This is a genomic window from Azospirillum sp. TSH58 (genome assembly GCF_003119115.1).
Lineage (GTDB): Bacteria > Pseudomonadota > Alphaproteobacteria > Azospirillales > Azospirillaceae > Azospirillum.
The window spans coordinates 2,660,978-2,676,211 of the sequence record NZ_CP022364.1; the positions used below are offsets into that span (position 1 = coordinate 2,660,978).

General features: G+C 68.8%; 13 protein-coding genes and 2 tRNA genes. 9 read left to right on the forward strand and 6 right to left on the reverse strand.

Annotated elements, in window-relative coordinates; all coding sequences use genetic code 11:
• Nucleotides 1-35 precede the first annotated feature (35 nt).
• The 4 genes from TSH58p_RS16085 (at nucleotide 36) to TSH58p_RS16100 (ending at nucleotide 1,681) form a co-directional block, all read left to right on the forward strand.
• On the forward strand, nucleotides 36-362 hold the full coding sequence (locus TSH58p_RS16085) for a hypothetical protein (RefSeq protein WP_109069603.1): 327 nt from the start codon (nucleotides 36-38) through the stop codon (nucleotides 360-362).
• Nucleotides 359-1,423, forward strand: a complete 1,065-nt coding sequence (locus tag TSH58p_RS16090; protein ID WP_247873982.1) for a low specificity L-threonine aldolase — start codon at nucleotides 359-361, stop codon at nucleotides 1,421-1,423. Before TSH58p_RS16085 ends, TSH58p_RS16090 begins: the two co-directional genes overlap by 4 nt.
• Before the next feature lie 68 nt (nucleotides 1,424-1,491).
• Nucleotides 1,492-1,567 (forward strand) — tRNA-Glu (locus TSH58p_RS16095).
• A 38-nt stretch (nucleotides 1,568-1,605) separates the two neighbouring features.
• Nucleotides 1,606-1,681 (forward strand) — tRNA-Glu (locus tag TSH58p_RS16100).
• 77 nt (nucleotides 1,682-1,758) lie between these two features.
• Here TSH58p_RS16100 and TSH58p_RS16105 read toward each other — a convergent pair.
• Both TSH58p_RS16105 and TSH58p_RS16110 read right to left on the reverse strand, forming a co-directional pair.
• Nucleotides 1,759-2,517 (reverse strand): class I SAM-dependent methyltransferase, encoded by a 759-nt coding sequence (locus TSH58p_RS16105; protein WP_109069604.1) that lies wholly within the window; start codon nucleotides 2,515-2,517, stop codon nucleotides 1,759-1,761.
• Nucleotides 2,518-2,602: 85 nt separating this feature from the next.
• The gene (locus tag TSH58p_RS16110; protein ID WP_109069605.1) at nucleotides 2,603-3,613 is read right to left on the reverse strand and encodes a transglycosylase SLT domain-containing protein; all 1,011 of its coding nucleotides are present in this window, start codon (nucleotides 3,611-3,613) and stop codon (nucleotides 2,603-2,605) included.
• Between the two features lie 622 nt (nucleotides 3,614-4,235).
• Here TSH58p_RS16110 and TSH58p_RS16115 point away from each other — a divergent pair.
• Nucleotides 4,236-4,940: a sigma-70 family RNA polymerase sigma factor gene (locus TSH58p_RS16115; RefSeq protein ID WP_109069606.1), complete on the forward strand. Its 705-nt coding sequence runs from the start codon at nucleotides 4,236-4,238 to the stop codon at nucleotides 4,938-4,940.
• Between the two features lie 203 nt (nucleotides 4,941-5,143).
• Here TSH58p_RS16115 and TSH58p_RS16120 read toward each other — a convergent pair whose 3' ends face one another.
• Nucleotides 5,144-5,308, reverse strand: coding sequence for a DUF1328 domain-containing protein (locus TSH58p_RS16120; RefSeq protein ID WP_035674837.1), 165 nt, complete (start codon nucleotides 5,306-5,308; stop codon nucleotides 5,144-5,146).
• Between the two features lie 330 nt (nucleotides 5,309-5,638).
• On the opposite strand from TSH58p_RS16120, the gene TSH58p_RS33135 reads away from it, so the two are divergent.
• Nucleotides 5,639-6,298 carry a hypothetical protein gene (locus TSH58p_RS33135; RefSeq protein WP_158282585.1) on the forward strand — a complete coding sequence of 220 codons (660 nt, stop codon included), beginning with the start codon at nucleotides 5,639-5,641 and terminating at the stop codon, nucleotides 6,296-6,298.
• Between the two features lie 18 nt (nucleotides 6,299-6,316).
• On the opposite strand, the gene TSH58p_RS16130 is transcribed toward TSH58p_RS33135, so the two are convergent.
• The 3 genes from TSH58p_RS16130 to tldD all read right to left on the reverse strand — a co-directional run bounded on the left by TSH58p_RS16130 (nucleotide 6,317) and on the right by tldD (nucleotide 10,630).
• Nucleotides 6,317-8,392, reverse strand: coding sequence for a YjbH domain-containing protein (locus TSH58p_RS16130; protein WP_109069607.1), 2,076 nt, complete (start codon nucleotides 8,390-8,392; stop codon nucleotides 6,317-6,319).
• Nucleotides 8,393-8,511: 119 nt separating this feature from the next.
• A complete protein-coding gene (locus TSH58p_RS16135) occupies nucleotides 8,512-9,036 on the reverse strand; it encodes a glycine cleavage system protein R (RefSeq protein ID WP_109069608.1) in 525 nt (174 codons plus the stop codon).
• Between the two features lie 160 nt (nucleotides 9,037-9,196).
• Nucleotides 9,197-10,630: a metalloprotease TldD gene (gene tldD, locus TSH58p_RS16140; RefSeq protein ID WP_109069609.1), complete on the reverse strand. Its 1,434-nt coding sequence runs from the start codon at nucleotides 10,628-10,630 to the stop codon at nucleotides 9,197-9,199.
• A gap of 168 nt (nucleotides 10,631-10,798) precedes the next feature.
• Here tldD and TSH58p_RS16145 point away from each other — a divergent pair, with 168 nt between their 5' ends.
• The 3 genes from TSH58p_RS16145 (at nucleotide 10,799) to ctaD (ending at nucleotide 15,184) form a co-directional block, all read left to right on the forward strand.
• The gene (locus tag TSH58p_RS16145; protein WP_109069615.1) at nucleotides 10,799-12,160 is read left to right on the forward strand and encodes a DUF3422 family protein; all 1,362 of its coding nucleotides are present in this window, start codon (nucleotides 10,799-10,801) and stop codon (nucleotides 12,158-12,160) included.
• A gap of 483 nt (nucleotides 12,161-12,643) precedes the next feature.
• A complete protein-coding gene (gene coxB / locus TSH58p_RS16150; RefSeq protein WP_109069610.1) occupies nucleotides 12,644-13,504 on the forward strand; it encodes a cytochrome c oxidase subunit II in 861 nt (286 codons plus the stop codon).
• Nucleotides 13,505-13,570: 66 nt separating this feature from the next.
• On the forward strand, nucleotides 13,571-15,184 hold the full coding sequence (gene ctaD / locus TSH58p_RS16155; protein WP_109069611.1) for a cytochrome c oxidase subunit I: 1,614 nt from the start codon (nucleotides 13,571-13,573) through the stop codon (nucleotides 15,182-15,184).
• Nucleotides 15,185-15,234 lie beyond the last annotated feature (50 nt).

The following is a 15,234-nucleotide window of genomic DNA, read 5'->3' on the forward strand; positions in this document are numbered from 1 at the left end:
ACTCCTCACATTCGCGCGAGAGTGGACCCCAAACCGTGCAGTTCCTCAAGGCACTCATCGTCATCATGGGCGTGATGATCATCGCCGGCTTCGCGTTCCTCGGCGTCGAACTCTACAAGCGCATCAACGATCCGGAGCGCCGGTCCGGCGCCGACGCCGAGCGGGCCGCCCTGTCCACGGGCCGGACGGAGGAGGTCACGCTGGGCCTGCCGGCGGGCGCGCGCATGAGCGACCCGGTGGCGGTGGGCAACCGCGTCGTCTTCCGCGTCACCATACCGGACGCCGCCGACCGTCTTTATGTGATGGACCCGCGCACCGGCGCCATCGCCGTGACCGTCACCGCCGGAGCCGCCGCGCCATGACCGACGCCATGCTGACCGACGCCTTCCTGTACGACTTCCGCAGCGACAATGTGGCCGGCGCCGCGCCGGAGGTGGTCAACGCCCTGGCCGCGGCCGCGGTCGGGTCCGCCGACCCCTATGGGCTGGACCCGCTGACCGCCAGCGTGACCCGCCGCCTGTCGGCCCTCTTCGAGGCGGAGGTGACGGTGTTCCCGGTCGCCACCGGGACGGCCGCCAACGCGCTGGCCCTGTCGGCCCTGGTCCCGCCCTACGGCGCGGTCTACTGCCATCAGGAAAGCCACATCAACGTCGACGAGTGCGGCGCGCCGGAAATGGCGACCGGCGGGGCCAAGCTGGTGCCGCTGGCCGGGGAGGGCGGCAAGCTGACCCCCGCCGCCCTGACCGCGGCGCTGGCCGGGGCGGGGATCGGCGTGGTGCACCGGGTGCAGCCCGCCGCCCTCAGCCTGACCCAGGCGACGGAGGCCGGCACGGTCTACCGGCCGCAGGAGGTGGCGGCCCTGTCCGACGTCGCGCACGCCCACGGGATGGCCGTGCATATGGACGGCGCCCGCTTCGCCAACGCGCTGGCCCGGCTGGGCTGCGCCCCGGCGGAGGTGACCTGGAAGGCCGGGGTGGACGTGCTGTCGCTGGGCGGCACCAAGGGCGGCTGCCTCGCCGCGGAGGCGGTGGTGTTCTTCAACCCGGCGCTGGCCGAGGATTTCGGCTTCCGCCGCAAGCGGGCGGGGCATCTGGTGTCCAAGGGCCGCTTCCTGTCGGCGCAGCTCGACGCCTGGCTGGCCGACGATCTGTGGCTGCGGCTGGCCCGCCACGCCAACGCCATGGCCGACCGGCTGTCGCAGGGCCTCGCCGTCCTGCCGGGGGCGGAGCTGGCTTATCCGGTCGAGGCCAACGAAATCTTCGTGCGCCTGCCCGCCGCCGTGGCCGACGGGCTGGAGGCGGCGGGCTACCGCTTCTACCGCTGGGAGGGGGATCTTCTGCGTCTGGTCACCGCCTTCGACACGCCGCAGGCCGTCGTGAATTCTTTTCTGAAAATCGCCAAGGATCTGTCAGAAAAGGCTTGATCGGGCCGGGTGGGTTCGCTAAAAACCCGCCACGCCGACGACGCCACGTCGTCAGACGACGAAAGACTGTCCCCTTCGTCTAGAGGCCTAGGACACCGCCCTCTCACGGCGGTAACAGGGGTTCGAATCCCCTAGGGGACGCCACTTTCGTTCGGCTGGCAACCGAGCATCGCCCGATGAAGGTCCCCTTCGTCTAGAGGCCTAGGACACCGCCCTCTCACGGCGGTAACAGGGGTTCGAATCCCCTAGGGGACGCCATCCTTTCCGGCATCAACGATCCACGGCCCGCCTCTTGGCGGGCCGTCGTCGTTTCGGCGCCGTTTCGGGGTGCCCCGTCAGGTCTTGCGGATCAGGAAGGACATGGAGTCCGCCGTCTCGTAGAGCGGAACGCCGCAACGGCAGGCCAGCGCCGCGTAGTCGTAATCGTTGCCGCCGCATTTGTAGCAGCGCAGGGGCAGCCGTGTGCGCCGGTACAGCTCGATCCCGGCGATGTCCGCGTGCAGCGCCTTCACCTCCTCCACCGTGAAGAAATCCTTCGACGCCAGGCCCGCGGCCATCGCGTCGGTGAAGGGACGTCCCGCCGCCCGGATGTGCTGGAGGGCGAGCAGGACCTGAAGGCTGGTGGCCGGCGGCTGGGGGTAATCGGCGCAGTAGGCGCGGTAGAGGCTGTGGTCCGGGTGCGAGGTGTGGATGTCCTCCAGGATGTACAGGCCGCCGCTGCGCAGATGGGGCAGGGACTGGGTCAGGCACCACGCCTGATGCTGAGGGATGTGGCTGCCGTCCTCGATGATGAGGTCGAACTGGATGTTGTTGGCCCGCAGGCTGCGCCCGATGTGTTCGGGATCGTTCTGGTCGAACCGCACATACTGGATTCGCTCGTCCTGCGGCCATTCCGGCTGCGGTTCGAGGATGTCGGCGCCGATGATGAAGGCGTCCGGGAACTGGGAGCGCAGCCAGCGGATCGAATCGCCCCGGAACACCCCGTATTCCAGGATGATCCGCACCGGGCCCAGCGTCTGGAAGGCCTGACGGTAGGCGTCGATGTACTGGTGCCAGTAATGCTTGTCGGAGTTCGTTCCGTCCGCGCTGCTCATCGGTGGTCCCCGCTGTCGGCGATGCCGCATCATACGGGAAATCGCCGGGCGGGGCCGCCGAATTGAGCGCGGTCGGTGGGAGGCGTCAGCGTTTCGAAGCGCCGCCGGAGCGGGAGACGCTCAATTCGGCGACCTCCTCCTGCTTCGCGGCGGGCAGGCCGGCGGAGCGCACCACGCCGGGGTCGTGGGGATGGACGCGGCGCGGGTAGACGCTGTGGACCTTCACCACATAGTCCTGTGTCTCGCGGTAGGGCGGGACGCCCTTGTACTGGACCACGGCCCCTTCGCCCGCGTTGTAGCCGGCCAGCGCCAGCGTCACGTTGCCGTCGAAATAGGCCAGCAGCCAACGCAGATACTTCATGCCGCCGCGCAGGTTCTGCTCGGGGTCGAAGGGCTTGGTCACGCCGAAGCGCTCCGCCGTCTCGGGGATGAGCTGCATCAGCCCCATGGCGTTCTTTTCCGACACCACATCCACGCGGTAGCCGGATTCCACGGCGATCACCGCCAGCACCAGATCCGGGTCGAGCCCGTAGCTGGGGGCCATCTTGGTCACCATGGCGCGGATTTCCTTGGGCGGCATGCGGATCACGCCCCAGCGCACGCTCGGCGGTTCGCAGCGGTCAGGCGCCTTGCTTGCCGCGGCCTTGCCCGAGGCGCTGGCCGGCTTGACCATCTGCGCCGCGTCCTCGTTGCCCAGCAGGGCGGCGCGGCGCAGCCAGGAACGGCCAAGCTCCTCGTCCTTCGACACCGCGCCACGCCCGGCCATGTGCATGCGTCCGGCGCGGTAGGCGGCCTCGGCGTAGTCCTGGCGGGCCGCCCGGCAATAGAGGGAGAGGGCCATCCGCTCGTCCCGGTTCACGCCTTTGCCGACCTCGTAGCGCATCGCCAGCTCATACTGGGCGCGGGGGCTGCCCTTGCCGGCCAGCGCCTCCAGCGCGCGGATGGTGCGCTCGGTCGTGCTTTGGAAGGCGGGAGGCTGGGCCGCCGCCGTCTGAACCGACGCGTCCTGGGCCATGGCCGGAGACGCCGTCAGAAAGGACGCGATCAGCCCGCCGGCGGCCAGGGCCGCCGCGCTTTTCACCGCCTTGACGCGCATTCCTCCGATTGGTGAGGCCGACCGGTCTTTCGGCGTATGCGGGAAGATCGCCGCCTTAGCGCCAACGTCCGGCTGTCCACGAAAGACGTAATGCGATATGGTTCCGGCCAACAGAGGAAGCGGAACACAATGAAATAAGACTTCCGCTAAGGGACGGAAACGCCGCCTATACAGAGAAGAAGAACCGCTGGCAGCGGACCTGCGGATGGATGAATGAGCGAATTCATCGTTGGCCATAGACATGGCTATCCCGCAAAGGAGATTTGAGGTCGGTTGGTGAAAGCCAGCCGGCCTTTTCCTTTTGAGCAAAGTCATGAAGCCTCCCATATGTCCGGAGACGATACCTCATCCCCGATCGAATGCTATGGGAGCAATCGGACGATCCATGGCATGTTAGGGGTAATCTCGCCAAATTGTGAAGGGGCCTAGCCTTTTTCCCAACTGGCAGCCCCTGTGGTGCGCCATTACGTACTGATGGACCGACGATTGTCGTTGGAGAATCCGGTTATGCCCCGCGCGCTTTCGGCGCAAGGCGGGGACCGGAGCGATGGTTCGGGCGTTTCCAGACGCGCCCGGAGTGATCGGGACATCTTTCGGTACACAGGGAGGCAGCGTTCCACCGATGGCGAACCACGTCGCGAGTTCCTTGCGCCGTCCGGCAAGCAGCCCCGCGCCGCTTGACCCCGTCGCCCTCAAGCCGGTGATGGGAAGCCGCCGTGCGGACGAGGACGAGTTGAACGTTGCGGTCGAAGCCGAGGACGGCGTCGAAGCCGACGATCCGGCCACCGACGAGGCGGCGGAAACGCCGTCGGCGCCGCTGGCGCCCCCCGACCCGGCGATCATCGCGCAGATCGAGGCGGAAATTCCCCGCCTGCGCCGTTTCGCCCGCGCCATGGTGCGGGACGCCACGCTGGCCGACGACCTTGTCCAGGAATGCCTGGAGCGCGCCCTGTCGCGCCTGCATCTCTGGCGGCCCGGCAGCAATCTGCGCGCCTGGCTCTTCACCATTCTGCGCAATCTGCACATCAACGGCATCCGCCGCCGTCAGGCGGTCGTGGACATCGACGGCGAAGGGCAGGCGGCGATCGGCGCCGCCCATGGCGGGCAGTTCGTCCGGCTGGAGCTGCGCGACCTGAAGCGCGCGCTCGGCCTGCTGCCGACCGAACAGCGCGAGGTGGTCCTGCTGATCGGGCTGGAGGGCATCTCCTATGGCGAGGCCGCCGACATCCTCGGCATCTCCATCGGCACCGTGAAGTCGCGCCTGTCGCGCGGACGGCGCGCCCTGCGCCAGCTCATGGAAGGGAACAGCCCGACCGACGAGGACTGACCCGGTCCTCGTGCCGTCTCCTTCCACGCCGGGCGCACAGAGAAACCGGCAACGCTCCGGATGGGGCGTTGCCGGTCAGGTGCGAGGCTAACATCGAGAGGCTTTCGGGGTACTCACGCGTCCGGCCTGTCGAGACATGCAAGGCGGAACGCGGGCGCGCAGCGGGAAACGCCCGCCCGGATGGTTCCGGGCGGGTGCCGGGTCTAGCGGCGCCTGACCAGGCCCAGAATCAAACTCGCCGCGAACAGGATCAGGAAGAGGAAGAACAGGATTTGCGCTATGCCTGAAGAGGCCGAGGCAATCCCGCCGAAACCGAGTGCGCCGGCGATCAGCGCGATCACGAAGAAAACAAGTGCCCAATAGAGCATCCTAACCTCCCTCGCTCGGTCCGAAGCGCGTTACGGCTCGTCCGGCGCGCAGTCTGTTGAACGTCCTACTCTGTGAAGAGCGTGTCAGTATTGTGCAGAACACGGCGCCGCTCGGAAAGGTTCCCCGGCCCCGCTCCGGTAAAGAGCTTTTTTTGGGTAGGGTCGGTTCCAAAAGGGGGAGGGGCATCCCGATAACGCTGGCTTGACCGCAACAACCGCCGACGAGCGCTGTTGTCGGGGTCGCCAGCCTGCTTGGTTCCGGCCGGGCGGGCGAAAAGGCGCAGCACCGCTCCGCTGGTGCGAGACGCCGTATCGAGAGAAGAGGATGCCATGAACGCCAAACTGTCCCTCGCCGTTCTCGCCGCGACCCTGGCCGCCGCCCCCGCCGCGATGGCCCAGACCTACCAGAACAACGCACCGCAGGTCCCCTACGAGCGCTCCAGCCCGTCGGGGCTGCCGACCACCAGCCCGCAGGTGGAAAGCCTGCCCGGCGAGCGGGCCGACCCGTGGAGCGATCGGACCCAGAACCAGACGCCCGACGGCCGCATGCCCGACCGGGTGACCAGCGGCAGCGCCGAGTCCACCGTCGGCGCCGGAACCGCGGGCACCTATGGCAGCACCGGCACCTATGGCAGCACCGGCACCTATGGGGCGCCCGGCACCTACGGCTCGACCGGGAACATGAACAACACCATGCCGAACAGCGGCGCCATGGGGACCACCGGGTCGGGCACCGGCACCATGCAGGGCAACCGGCAGGTCATCATGAACGTCGACCCGAACACCGCCCAGCGCGCCGAGCGCGGCCAGAACCGCAAGGAGCTGATGCAGACCTCGCTGCTGAACTACTTCAGCGCCGCCGGCTTCACCTCGGTCCGCGACTTCCGCAAGCAGGGCGAGAACTATGTGGCGGAGGCCCAGTCGGCCAACGGCACCTGGAGCACCGTGCTGCTCGACACCAACACCGGGACGATCTCCGAAATGCGCTGACCCCCGGTCCGCGGCGGCTCAGTCCATCAGCCGCGGCCATGATCCGGTCAGGCGGCCGTAACCCGCCGTGACCGACGCGTCGTACAGGGGCAATGGCTGGCGCAGCCGTTGCCCCGCGTCGCGCCCGAGAGTGCGCACCGCGGTCGCCAACCGTCCGTCCGGCGGCCAGGAGCCTCCGGGGCCGAAGGGCACCGTCAGCGCGATGCCCTGTTCCAGGCGCCCGCCATAGCGGCTCTGCGCGCCCTCCGGACCTTCGGTCCACGTCACATGGGCGGACAGGCCGATGCCGCCGTCGAAGGCGCGCATCAGTTCGACCGTGCCGCCCCAATCCCCGCCGAGATAGCGGCCCAGCCGCAGCACGCCCGTGGTGACGGCCCCCGGCGCTTCCCAATAGACGCTGGCGTGCCCGGTGTTCCGCCCGCTTTCCGGGGCGAGGCGCAGCGCATCGTCGGGCGGGCGCTTCCAGACACGGTTGAGGTCGAGCCCGAGCGCCCAGCGCGCCGCCAGGGGATGGTACAGCGCCTCGCCCCCCACGCCGCCGAACATCTCCTCCATATGGCCGAGGGACAGGCGCGTGCTCCAGCTTTCCGAAGGACTGGCCAGCCACGCCGCGTACAGCCGCTCCACGGCGGCTCTGCGTTCGGCGTAGCGCGGCAGATCGCTGCGCACCGGTTCCGCCGCCGGAATGGCGTTGGTGTCGAGGAAATGGAGGTTGTGGCTGACGTTCAACCGCAGCCCGCCGCTGAGGACCAGCCCGCGCAGCGGTTCCGCCGTCAGCATCGCGTCGCCGTAGGTCCGCTGCACCAGCGGCGCGCTCTGTTCGAACAGGCTGACTTCCGCGGTCGGGGTGACGGTCAGGGCGAGGCGCGCCGCCCAGTCCGGCGGAGGGCCGGCGGCGCGGTCCAGGCGGGCGGTCCGCCAGATCTCCTCGGGGCTGCCGCGCTTGCCGGCCGCCTGCTCCACGGCGCGGCGCGACAGGGTGAGGGCGGAGCCGTCCAGCCCGCTGCTGCCGGTGACGACGGTCAGCCATTCGACCTCCGGCGGCGCGCCATCGGCCAGCAGGCGCGCGGCGCGCCCCACCTCCCGCGCCAGCGGCGCGGTGCCGGCGCCCGCCGGGTCCAGCCACAGGGCGGCGCGGTCACCGCTGACCAGCGCGGAGCGGGCGGGCAAGCGGTGAAGCCGGGCCAGGGCCGCGATGTCCGGGGCGGGCATGGCGGCGTCCGGCGACGCGGGACGGGCGCTGACCGCCGGTGGAGGTGTGCGCGGGGTGGTGTCCGCGTCCTCCCGCGGGTCGAAGCGGGCGGCGAGGCGCAGCATGGCCCGCGATCCCTGCTCGACGCCGGCCCCCACCTCCAGCCAGCGCCAGGGGCGGTAGGCGAGGCCGGCGTTCAGCGGCAGGCCGGGGCGGAAATTCGGATCGTCCTGCTGCTGGGCGCGGAAGCTGTCGGCGCTGTACTCCAGCTTGACGCTGAGCCCCTCAAGCGGCGTGTGCCATTCGACGCCGCCGAACAGGGCCACGCGCTCCCCGGTGAACCACGCCTCCGGCCCGCGGGATGACGCCTTCGCCGGGTCGCGGTCGCGCTTGAAGCGCCCGCCGAGGAAGCGCAGCGGGTTGCGGGCGTGCCCGTAGTCGCCGAGCCCGCCCCAGCCGATCCCCAGGCTGAGATCGGCGTCCCACCAGCGGCGCGAGACGACCAGATACTCCCCCGCGAAGCGGCCCTTGCCCGGCAGGTCCAGCCCGCTGCCGGTGACGTCCCGCCCGCCGACGGCCAGCGCCGGCCGCCACGGCCCCTCGCGCAGCAGGCGCAGCTTGGCGTCCACCCCCGGTTCGCTGAGGCCGTGCCAACTCGGGTAGGTGCTGTCGCGGAAGGTGATCTCCAGGCCGGGAAGAAGCTGCGCCCCGGCGAAGACATGCCGGTGCAGGCCACCGAGGGCGGTCAGTCCGGCGGCGACGGTGCCGTCCGGCAGGCCGCGCGCCGTCGGCGTCTGTAGCAGCCCGACGGTTCCCCAGTCGGACAGGCTGGGCGCAAGCCCCTCCGCCCGCGCGGGCAGGGCGGCGAAGGACAGCGCCAGGACGAGGAGAACGCGGTTCACGCCATGGTGGAGCTTGTCGGGAGGAATTCCCGATCCATGGCATTGTCATGCGTATGAATGCAACCCTAATCCCTCTCCCCGGAGGGGCGAGGGGATAAGCGGAGTGGGCGAATGGACCGCTACAGCGGTTCGGCGACGCAGGTCAGGCCCATGGTCTCCGCGGTGTTGGCGATTGCGGACAGGCAGATGCCGGCGCGTTCCGGCGGGATCGAGACGGCGAAGCGGATGGCGTAGCGCCCGCCCTCGCGCTCCGGCAGGGTCTGGGCGTCCAGCCGGACGATGTTCGCCTCGAACTGGGTGAAGATTTCCGACAGGCGGGCGATCAGGCCGGGCTGGTCGCCGCCCGACACCTCCACCCGGTGGGTGATGCGGGCCAGCGGGCCGGGGTTGGGGTCGAAGTCGAAGGGGGTGACCTTGATCTGCGCGCCCGCCAGTTCGGGCAGGCTGGCCAGCCCCTCCTGCACCTCCTCGACCGGGACGCCGTCCGGCAGTTCGCAGACCGCCGAGAACTCCGCCCCGGACCCCATCACCGCGAAGGTCGCGTCGCGCAGGTTGGCCCCCAGCCCGAACAGATGGCCGGTGACCGCCGAGACGAGACCGACGCGGTCGGGGCAGAATGTCGAAACCAGCGCGAGGGACGACACGGGCGGAATCTCCGATGCTGAAGCCCTCTCCCCCTGGGGAGAGGGTTGGGTGAGGGGGCGATGCGCCCGGCAGGGCGAAGAAAGACGCCGGATGAGTCGACGTGGCGCCTTCGGCGCCCCCCTCATCCTGACCTTCTCCCCAGGGGGGAGAAGGGAAACATCAGGCCGCCGTGCCGCCCACGGTCAGGCCGTCCAGGCGCAGGGTCGGCTGGCCGACGCCCACGGGCACGCCCTGGCCGTCCTTGCCGCAGGTGCCGACGCCGGGGTCCAGCTTGGTGTCGTTGCCGATCATCGACACGCGGGTCAGGCTGTCCGGGCCGTTGCCGATCAGGGTGGCGCCCTTCACCGCCGGGCCGAGCTTGCCGTCCTCGATCAGGTAGGCCTCGTTGGCGGAGAAGACGAACTTGCCGCTGGTGATGTCCACCTGCCCGCCGCCGAAGTTCTTGGCGTAGAGGCCCTTCTTGACCGACTTGATGATCTCCTCCGGCTCATGGGCGCCGGGGCGCATCACGGTGTTGGTCATGCGCGGCATGGGATGGCAGGCGAAGCTCTGGCGCCGGCCGTTGCCGGTCGGGCGCATGCCCATCAGCCGGGCGTTCATGCGGTCCTGCATGTAGCCGACCAGGATGCCGTCCTCGATCAGCGTCGTGCACTGGCCGGGGGTGCCCTCGTCGTCCACGGTGATCGAGCCGCGGCTGTTCTCGATGGTGCCGTCATCCACGATGGTGACGCCCGGCGCGGCGATGCGCTGGCCCATCAGCCCGGCGAAGGCCGAGGTCTTCTTGCGGTTGAAGTCGCCCTCCAGCCCGTGGCCGATGGCCTCGTGCAGCAGGATGCCCGGCCAGCCGTTGCCGAGAACGACGGTCATCTCCCCCGCCGGGGCGGGAACCGAGGACAGGTTGACGAGCGCCGAGCGCAGCGCCTCGTCCACGAAGGCGCGCCACGTCTCCGGCTGCATGTAATGCTCGTAGGTGACGCGCCCGCCGCCGCCGTAGCCGCCCGACTCCATGCGGTCGCCCTCGGCCACCACGACGGAGACGTTCAGCCGGACCAGCGGGCGCAGGTCGGCGACGCGCACGCCGTCGGCGCGGATGATCTGCACAGCCTGCCACTCGCCGCTGATCGAGCAGGAGACCTGCCGCACCCGCGGGTCCTTGGCGCGGGCGTAGGCGTCGATCTCCGCCAGCAGCTTCACCTTCGCCTCGAAGGGGACCAGGGGCAGGGGATTGTCCGGGATGTAGAGCGCGCGGTTGGTGCCGGCGGGCGGCTCGGCGAAGGTGCCGGCGTGTCCGGCCTGGACGGCGCGCACCGTCGCGGCGGCGCGGCGGATGGCGTCCTCGGACAGGCTGGAGGCGTGGGCGAAGCCGGTCGCCTCGTCGGCGATGGCGCGCAGGCCGAAGCCCTGGGTGGTGTCGAAGCTGGCCGCCTTCAGCTTGCCGTCGTCCCAGCCCAGCGATTCGCTCTGCGAATATTCGAGATACAGTTCGCCGTCGTCCGCCCCCCGCAGCGCGTCGGCCACCACCCCCTCGACACGGGAACGGTCCAGGCCGGCGCGGTTGAAGAACAGATCGTCGGTGACGGCAAGCGCGCTCATGGGGACTCCGGGGTATCGGTCTATCGTAGGACAACGATGCGGCACCGGCGCTCTCGCACCCGCACGCGCGATGTGGTCTAAGAACAGACTTATAGTGTGGCGACGGGCGGTCCATCCGGCAAGGCTCGTCGTCTGTGGCGGAAGGGGCTTGGAAGGGGAATGGCCGCGATGACCGACGACGCGCTGGCGATGGGCCGCACCGGCAACGGGGACGCCGCCCGCTCCCTGGCCCACCCCCTGAAGAACCACGCCCTGCGCGTGACCCTGACCAACGAGGTGCACACCCGCCCGCCGGAGGTGCTGTCCACCCCGGTGCGCGCCACCATGCTGGCGATGCTGTCGGGGGAGGGCGCGTCGGAGGCCGACCGGCTGCATCTGGAGAAGCTGTGCGACTGGGCCGGCGTGCCGCGCCCGCCCGCCGGGGCCACCCATTACAGCGGCTCCTTCGGCAGCTTCCGCCTGAAGTGGGAGCGGCACACCGAATTCTCCACCTGGACCGTCTTCCGCCCCAACACCACGTCCCGGGCGGGCGTGCTGGTCGATCCCTTCCTGGACCCGGCGCTGAACGCGGTGCCCAAGGAGTGGCTGGCCGAACTGCCGGGCGAGCTGATGGTCGGCGTCCATGTCGCCGTGCTCGACGCCGAATCGCCGGAGCCCTCGGCCAACATGCTGGCGGCGATGTTCGGCTCGCCAAGCTACATCGGCACGCGGATCTCCGGGCGGGCGGCGACGGCCTGGACCGACTTCCGCATCCATGGCGACGGCTTCTCGCGCATCCTGATCGCCGACCACGCGATGACCTCCAACCAGGCGGGCCGCGTCGTGCAGCGCCTGCTGGAGATCGAGACCTACCGGGTGATGGCGCTGCTGGCGCTGCCGGTGGCGCGCGGCGTGCTGCCGCGCATCGGCCCGATCGAGGCCGATCTGGCCGACCTGACGACCCGCATCGCCACCCTGCGCGGCCTGGACGACGAGCGGGAGCTGCTCGACCGGCTGACCCTGTTGGCCGCCCAGACCGAGCAGATCGCGGCGGAGACCGCCTACCGCTTCGGCGCGGCGCGCGCCTACTACAACCTCGTGGAAAAGCGCATCGTCGAACTGCGCGAGATCCGCATCGAGGGCCTGCCCACGGTGGGCGAGTTCATGGACCGCCGCCTCGCCCCGGCGATCCGCACCTGCGAGGCGGTGGAATCGCGCCTGCAGGCCCTGTCGCAGCGCGTGGCCCGCGCCAGCGACCTGCTGCGCACCCGCGTGGAGATCGCCGTGGAAGGGCAGAACGCCGAGCTTCTCCTCTCCATGGACAAGCGGGCGCAGCTCCAGCTCCGCCTTCAGGAGACGGTCGAGGGGCTGTCGGTGGTGGCGATCAGCTACTACCTCGTCGGCATCGTCGGCTACGCCGCCAAGGGGCTGAAGGGACTCGGCATGAAGGTCGATCCCGACCTGCTCGTCGGGCTGATGATTCCCATCGTCATCGCCTTCGTCTGGTCCGGCGTGCGCCGAATCCGCAAGGTCATCACCGGCGGACACTGACGGCCGCGGAGCTTTTCAGGCCTAACACGGTGGAGTGATACCGCAACGCGAACGGCGGCCGGATGGTGCGCCGCGCGCAAGGTCCCTTGCGTTCCACACCAGGGACGTGCAAGCCTAAAAACTTGATTTTCCGAGACAATTCGCTATACCATCAAACCGCGACAGCTTGTCGCAGTGCGAAGCCGATACGGAAACTCAACTTCTGTTCTGATGCGGGCTTGAAAGCGGCATTGCGCCTATGTCCTTCGTGTAGGGACACCTGACTTGTACCCAAGCGCAGTGCAGGGTTAAGCTCGCGCTGCGGGGACCGCGCCGCCCTCAAACGGCACGATCCCTGCATAGACCGGCACCGCCGCAACGCCCGGCTGCGCAACCGCTCGACAGGGGTGGAACGCAGCCGAGAAACAGGGGCGAAGGCGGGTCCGGCGGGAAGGGACGACCGCCGTCCGCGACCGTGGGCGGCGGGCAACGAAGAGGGTGGGGATGAAGACGCAGACCCTGAACGCTGCCGTTCTGGCGGCGCTGACATCTTTGTGTGGATTTGCCGCGACTGGTTCCGCCGCCGAACCCCACCCCTGGCAATTGGGGCTTCAGGAGGCGGCCACGCCGGTCAAGCACGCCATGGACTCCTTCCACGACCTGCTGACGGTGATCATCGTCGCCATCGTTCTGTTCGTGGCGGGCCTGCTGGCCTGGGTGGCGCTGCGCTTCAACGCCAAGAAGAACGCCGTGCCGTCCACGACCTCGCACCACACGGTGCTGGAGATCGCCTGGACGGTCATCCCGGTCATCATCCTGATCGTCATCGCGGTGCCCTCCTTCAAGCTGCTCTACCAGGCGGAGCGGGTGCCGGAGTCGGAGATGACCATCAAGGTCACGGGACGGCAGTGGTACTGGGACTACGAGTATCCCGACCACGGCAACATCGCCTTCTCCAGCTACATGATCCAGGATTCGGAGCTGAAGCCCGGCCAGAAGCGCCTGCTGGAGGTCGACAACCGCGTGATCCTGCCGGTCGGCACGACGGTGCGCGTGCTGGTCACCGCCGGCGACGTCATCCATTCCTGGGCGGTGCCGAGCTTCGGCGTGAAGAAGGACGCCGTGCCGGGCCGCGCCAACGAGACCTGGGTGCGGATCGAGAAGGAAGGCGTCTATTACGGCCAGTGCTCCGAGATCTGCGGCATCAACCACGGTTTCATGCCGATCGCGGTCGAGGCCGTGTCGAAGGAGGCCTTCAACCAGTGGGTTGAGAAGGCCAAGACCGCTTACGGGACCCCCGACACCAAGCGCGACGTCGCCCAGATGCCATCGGCCGGGCTGCCGTCCGCCGGGGCCGTCCAGTAAGCCTCACGCTTTGGATGCAGCGGCACCTCAAAGAAAAATCATTCCGCCGACGCGAGGGTTAGAGACATGGCAAACGCCAATCCGGGGGAAGCGCAGGGACACGGCCACGGGCATGACCATGACCACCACATGCCGGGCTTCGTCGAGCGTTGGTTCTTCTCCACGAACCACAAGGACATCGGAACGCTCTACCTGATCTTCTCGGTGATCGCCGGGCTGATCGGCGGGTTGTTCTCGGTCATCATGCGGCTGGAACTCCAGTCGCCGGGCATGCAGTTCGTCAGCGACGGGCAGGTCTGGAACGTGCTGATCACGGCGCACGGCCTGATCATGGTGTTCTTCGTGGTGATGCCCGCCCTGATCGGCGGCTTCGGCAACTGGTTCGTGCCGTTGATGATCGGCGCGCCCGACATGGCCTTCCCGCGGCTGAACAACATCAGCTTCTGGCTGATCGTCCCGGCCTTCCTGCTGCTGCTGGGCTCGGCCTTCGTGGGGCAGGGCGCCGGCACCGGCTGGACGATCTACCCGCCGCTGTCCTCGCCGCTGGGCCACAACGGCCCGTCGGTGGACATGGCGATCTTCGCCCTCCACCTCGCGGGCGCCTCGTCGATCCTGGGCGCGGTGAACTTCATCACCACCATCTTCAACATGCGCGCGCCGGGCATGACGCTGCACAAGATGCCGCTGTTCGTCTGGGCGATGCTGGTGACCGCCTTCCTGCTGCTGCTGGCCGTGCCGGTGCTGGGCGGCGCCATCACCATGCTGCTGACCGACCGCAACTTCGGCACCAGCTTCTTCAACCCGGAGGGCGGCGGCGACCCGATCCTGTTCCAGCACCTGTTCTGGTTCTTCGGCCACCCCGAAGTCTACATCATGATCCTGCCGGCCTTCGGCATCATCAGCCACATCGTCTCGACCTTCTCGCACAAGCCGGTGTTCGGCTATCTGGGCATGGCCTACGCGATGGTCGCCATCGGCGTGGTCGGCTTCGTGGTGTGGGCGCACCACATGTACACGGTGGGCCTGGACGTCGACACCAAGGCCTACTTCACCGCCGCCACGATGATCATCGCGGTGCCGACGGGCGTGAAGATCTTCTCCTGGATCGCCACCATGTGGGGCGGGTCGATCGAGTTCAAGGTGCCGATGCTGTGGGCGCTCGGCTTCATCTTCCTGTTCACGGTCGGCGGCGTGACCGGCGTGGTGCTGGCCAACGGCGGCATGGACATCGTGCTGCACGACACCTATTACGTCGTCGCGCACTTCCACTACGTGCTGTCGCTGGGCGCGGTCTTCTCGATCTTCGCCGGCTGGTACTACTGGATCGGCAAGATGTCGGGGCGCCAGTATCCGGAGTTCTGGGGCAAGGTCCACTTCTGGACGACCTTCATCGGCGTGAACCTGGTCTTCTTCCCGCAGCATTTCCTGGGTCTGGCCGGCATGCCGCGCCGCATCCCGGATTACCCGGACGCCTACGCCGGCTGGAACATGATCTCCTCGTTCGGCGCCTATCTCTCCTTTGCGTCCACGCTTCTCTTCGTGTGGATCGCGTACAAGACCCTGCGCAGCGGCGAGAAGGTCGAGGCGGCCTATTGGGGTCCGCAGGCGGGCACGCTGGAGTGGACCGTGAGTTCGCCCCCGCCGTTCCACGCCTTCGAGACGCTGCCGCAGGTGAAGTGAACGATCGTTTGTGACCATGACGCCGGGGGAGCCGGGAAGCTCTCTCCGGC

Coding starts and splice junctions, on each gene's coding strand:
- TSH58p_RS16090 (WP_247873982.1), top strand. CDS start 359: ATGACCGACGCCATGCTGACCGACGCCTTCCTGTACGACTTCCGCAGC.
- TSH58p_RS16105 (WP_109069604.1), bottom strand. CDS start 2,517: ATGAGCAGCGCGGACGGAACGAACTCCGACAAGCATTACTGGCACCAG.
- TSH58p_RS16110 (WP_109069605.1), bottom strand. CDS start 3,613: ATGCGCGTCAAGGCGGTGAAAAGCGCGGCGGCCCTGGCCGCCGGCGGG.
- TSH58p_RS16115 (WP_109069606.1), top strand. CDS start 4,236: ATGGCGAACCACGTCGCGAGTTCCTTGCGCCGTCCGGCAAGCAGCCCC.
- TSH58p_RS16120 (WP_035674837.1), bottom strand. CDS start 5,308: ATGCTCTATTGGGCACTTGTTTTCTTCGTGATCGCGCTGATCGCCGGC.
- TSH58p_RS33135 (WP_158282585.1), top strand. CDS start 5,639: ATGAACGCCAAACTGTCCCTCGCCGTTCTCGCCGCGACCCTGGCCGCC.
- tldD (WP_109069609.1), bottom strand. CDS start 10,630: ATGAGCGCGCTTGCCGTCACCGACGATCTGTTCTTCAACCGCGCCGGC.
- TSH58p_RS16145 (WP_109069615.1), top strand. CDS start 10,799: ATGACCGACGACGCGCTGGCGATGGGCCGCACCGGCAACGGGGACGCC.
- coxB (WP_109069610.1), top strand. CDS start 12,644: ATGAAGACGCAGACCCTGAACGCTGCCGTTCTGGCGGCGCTGACATCT.
- ctaD (WP_109069611.1), top strand. CDS start 13,571: ATGGCAAACGCCAATCCGGGGGAAGCGCAGGGACACGGCCACGGGCAT.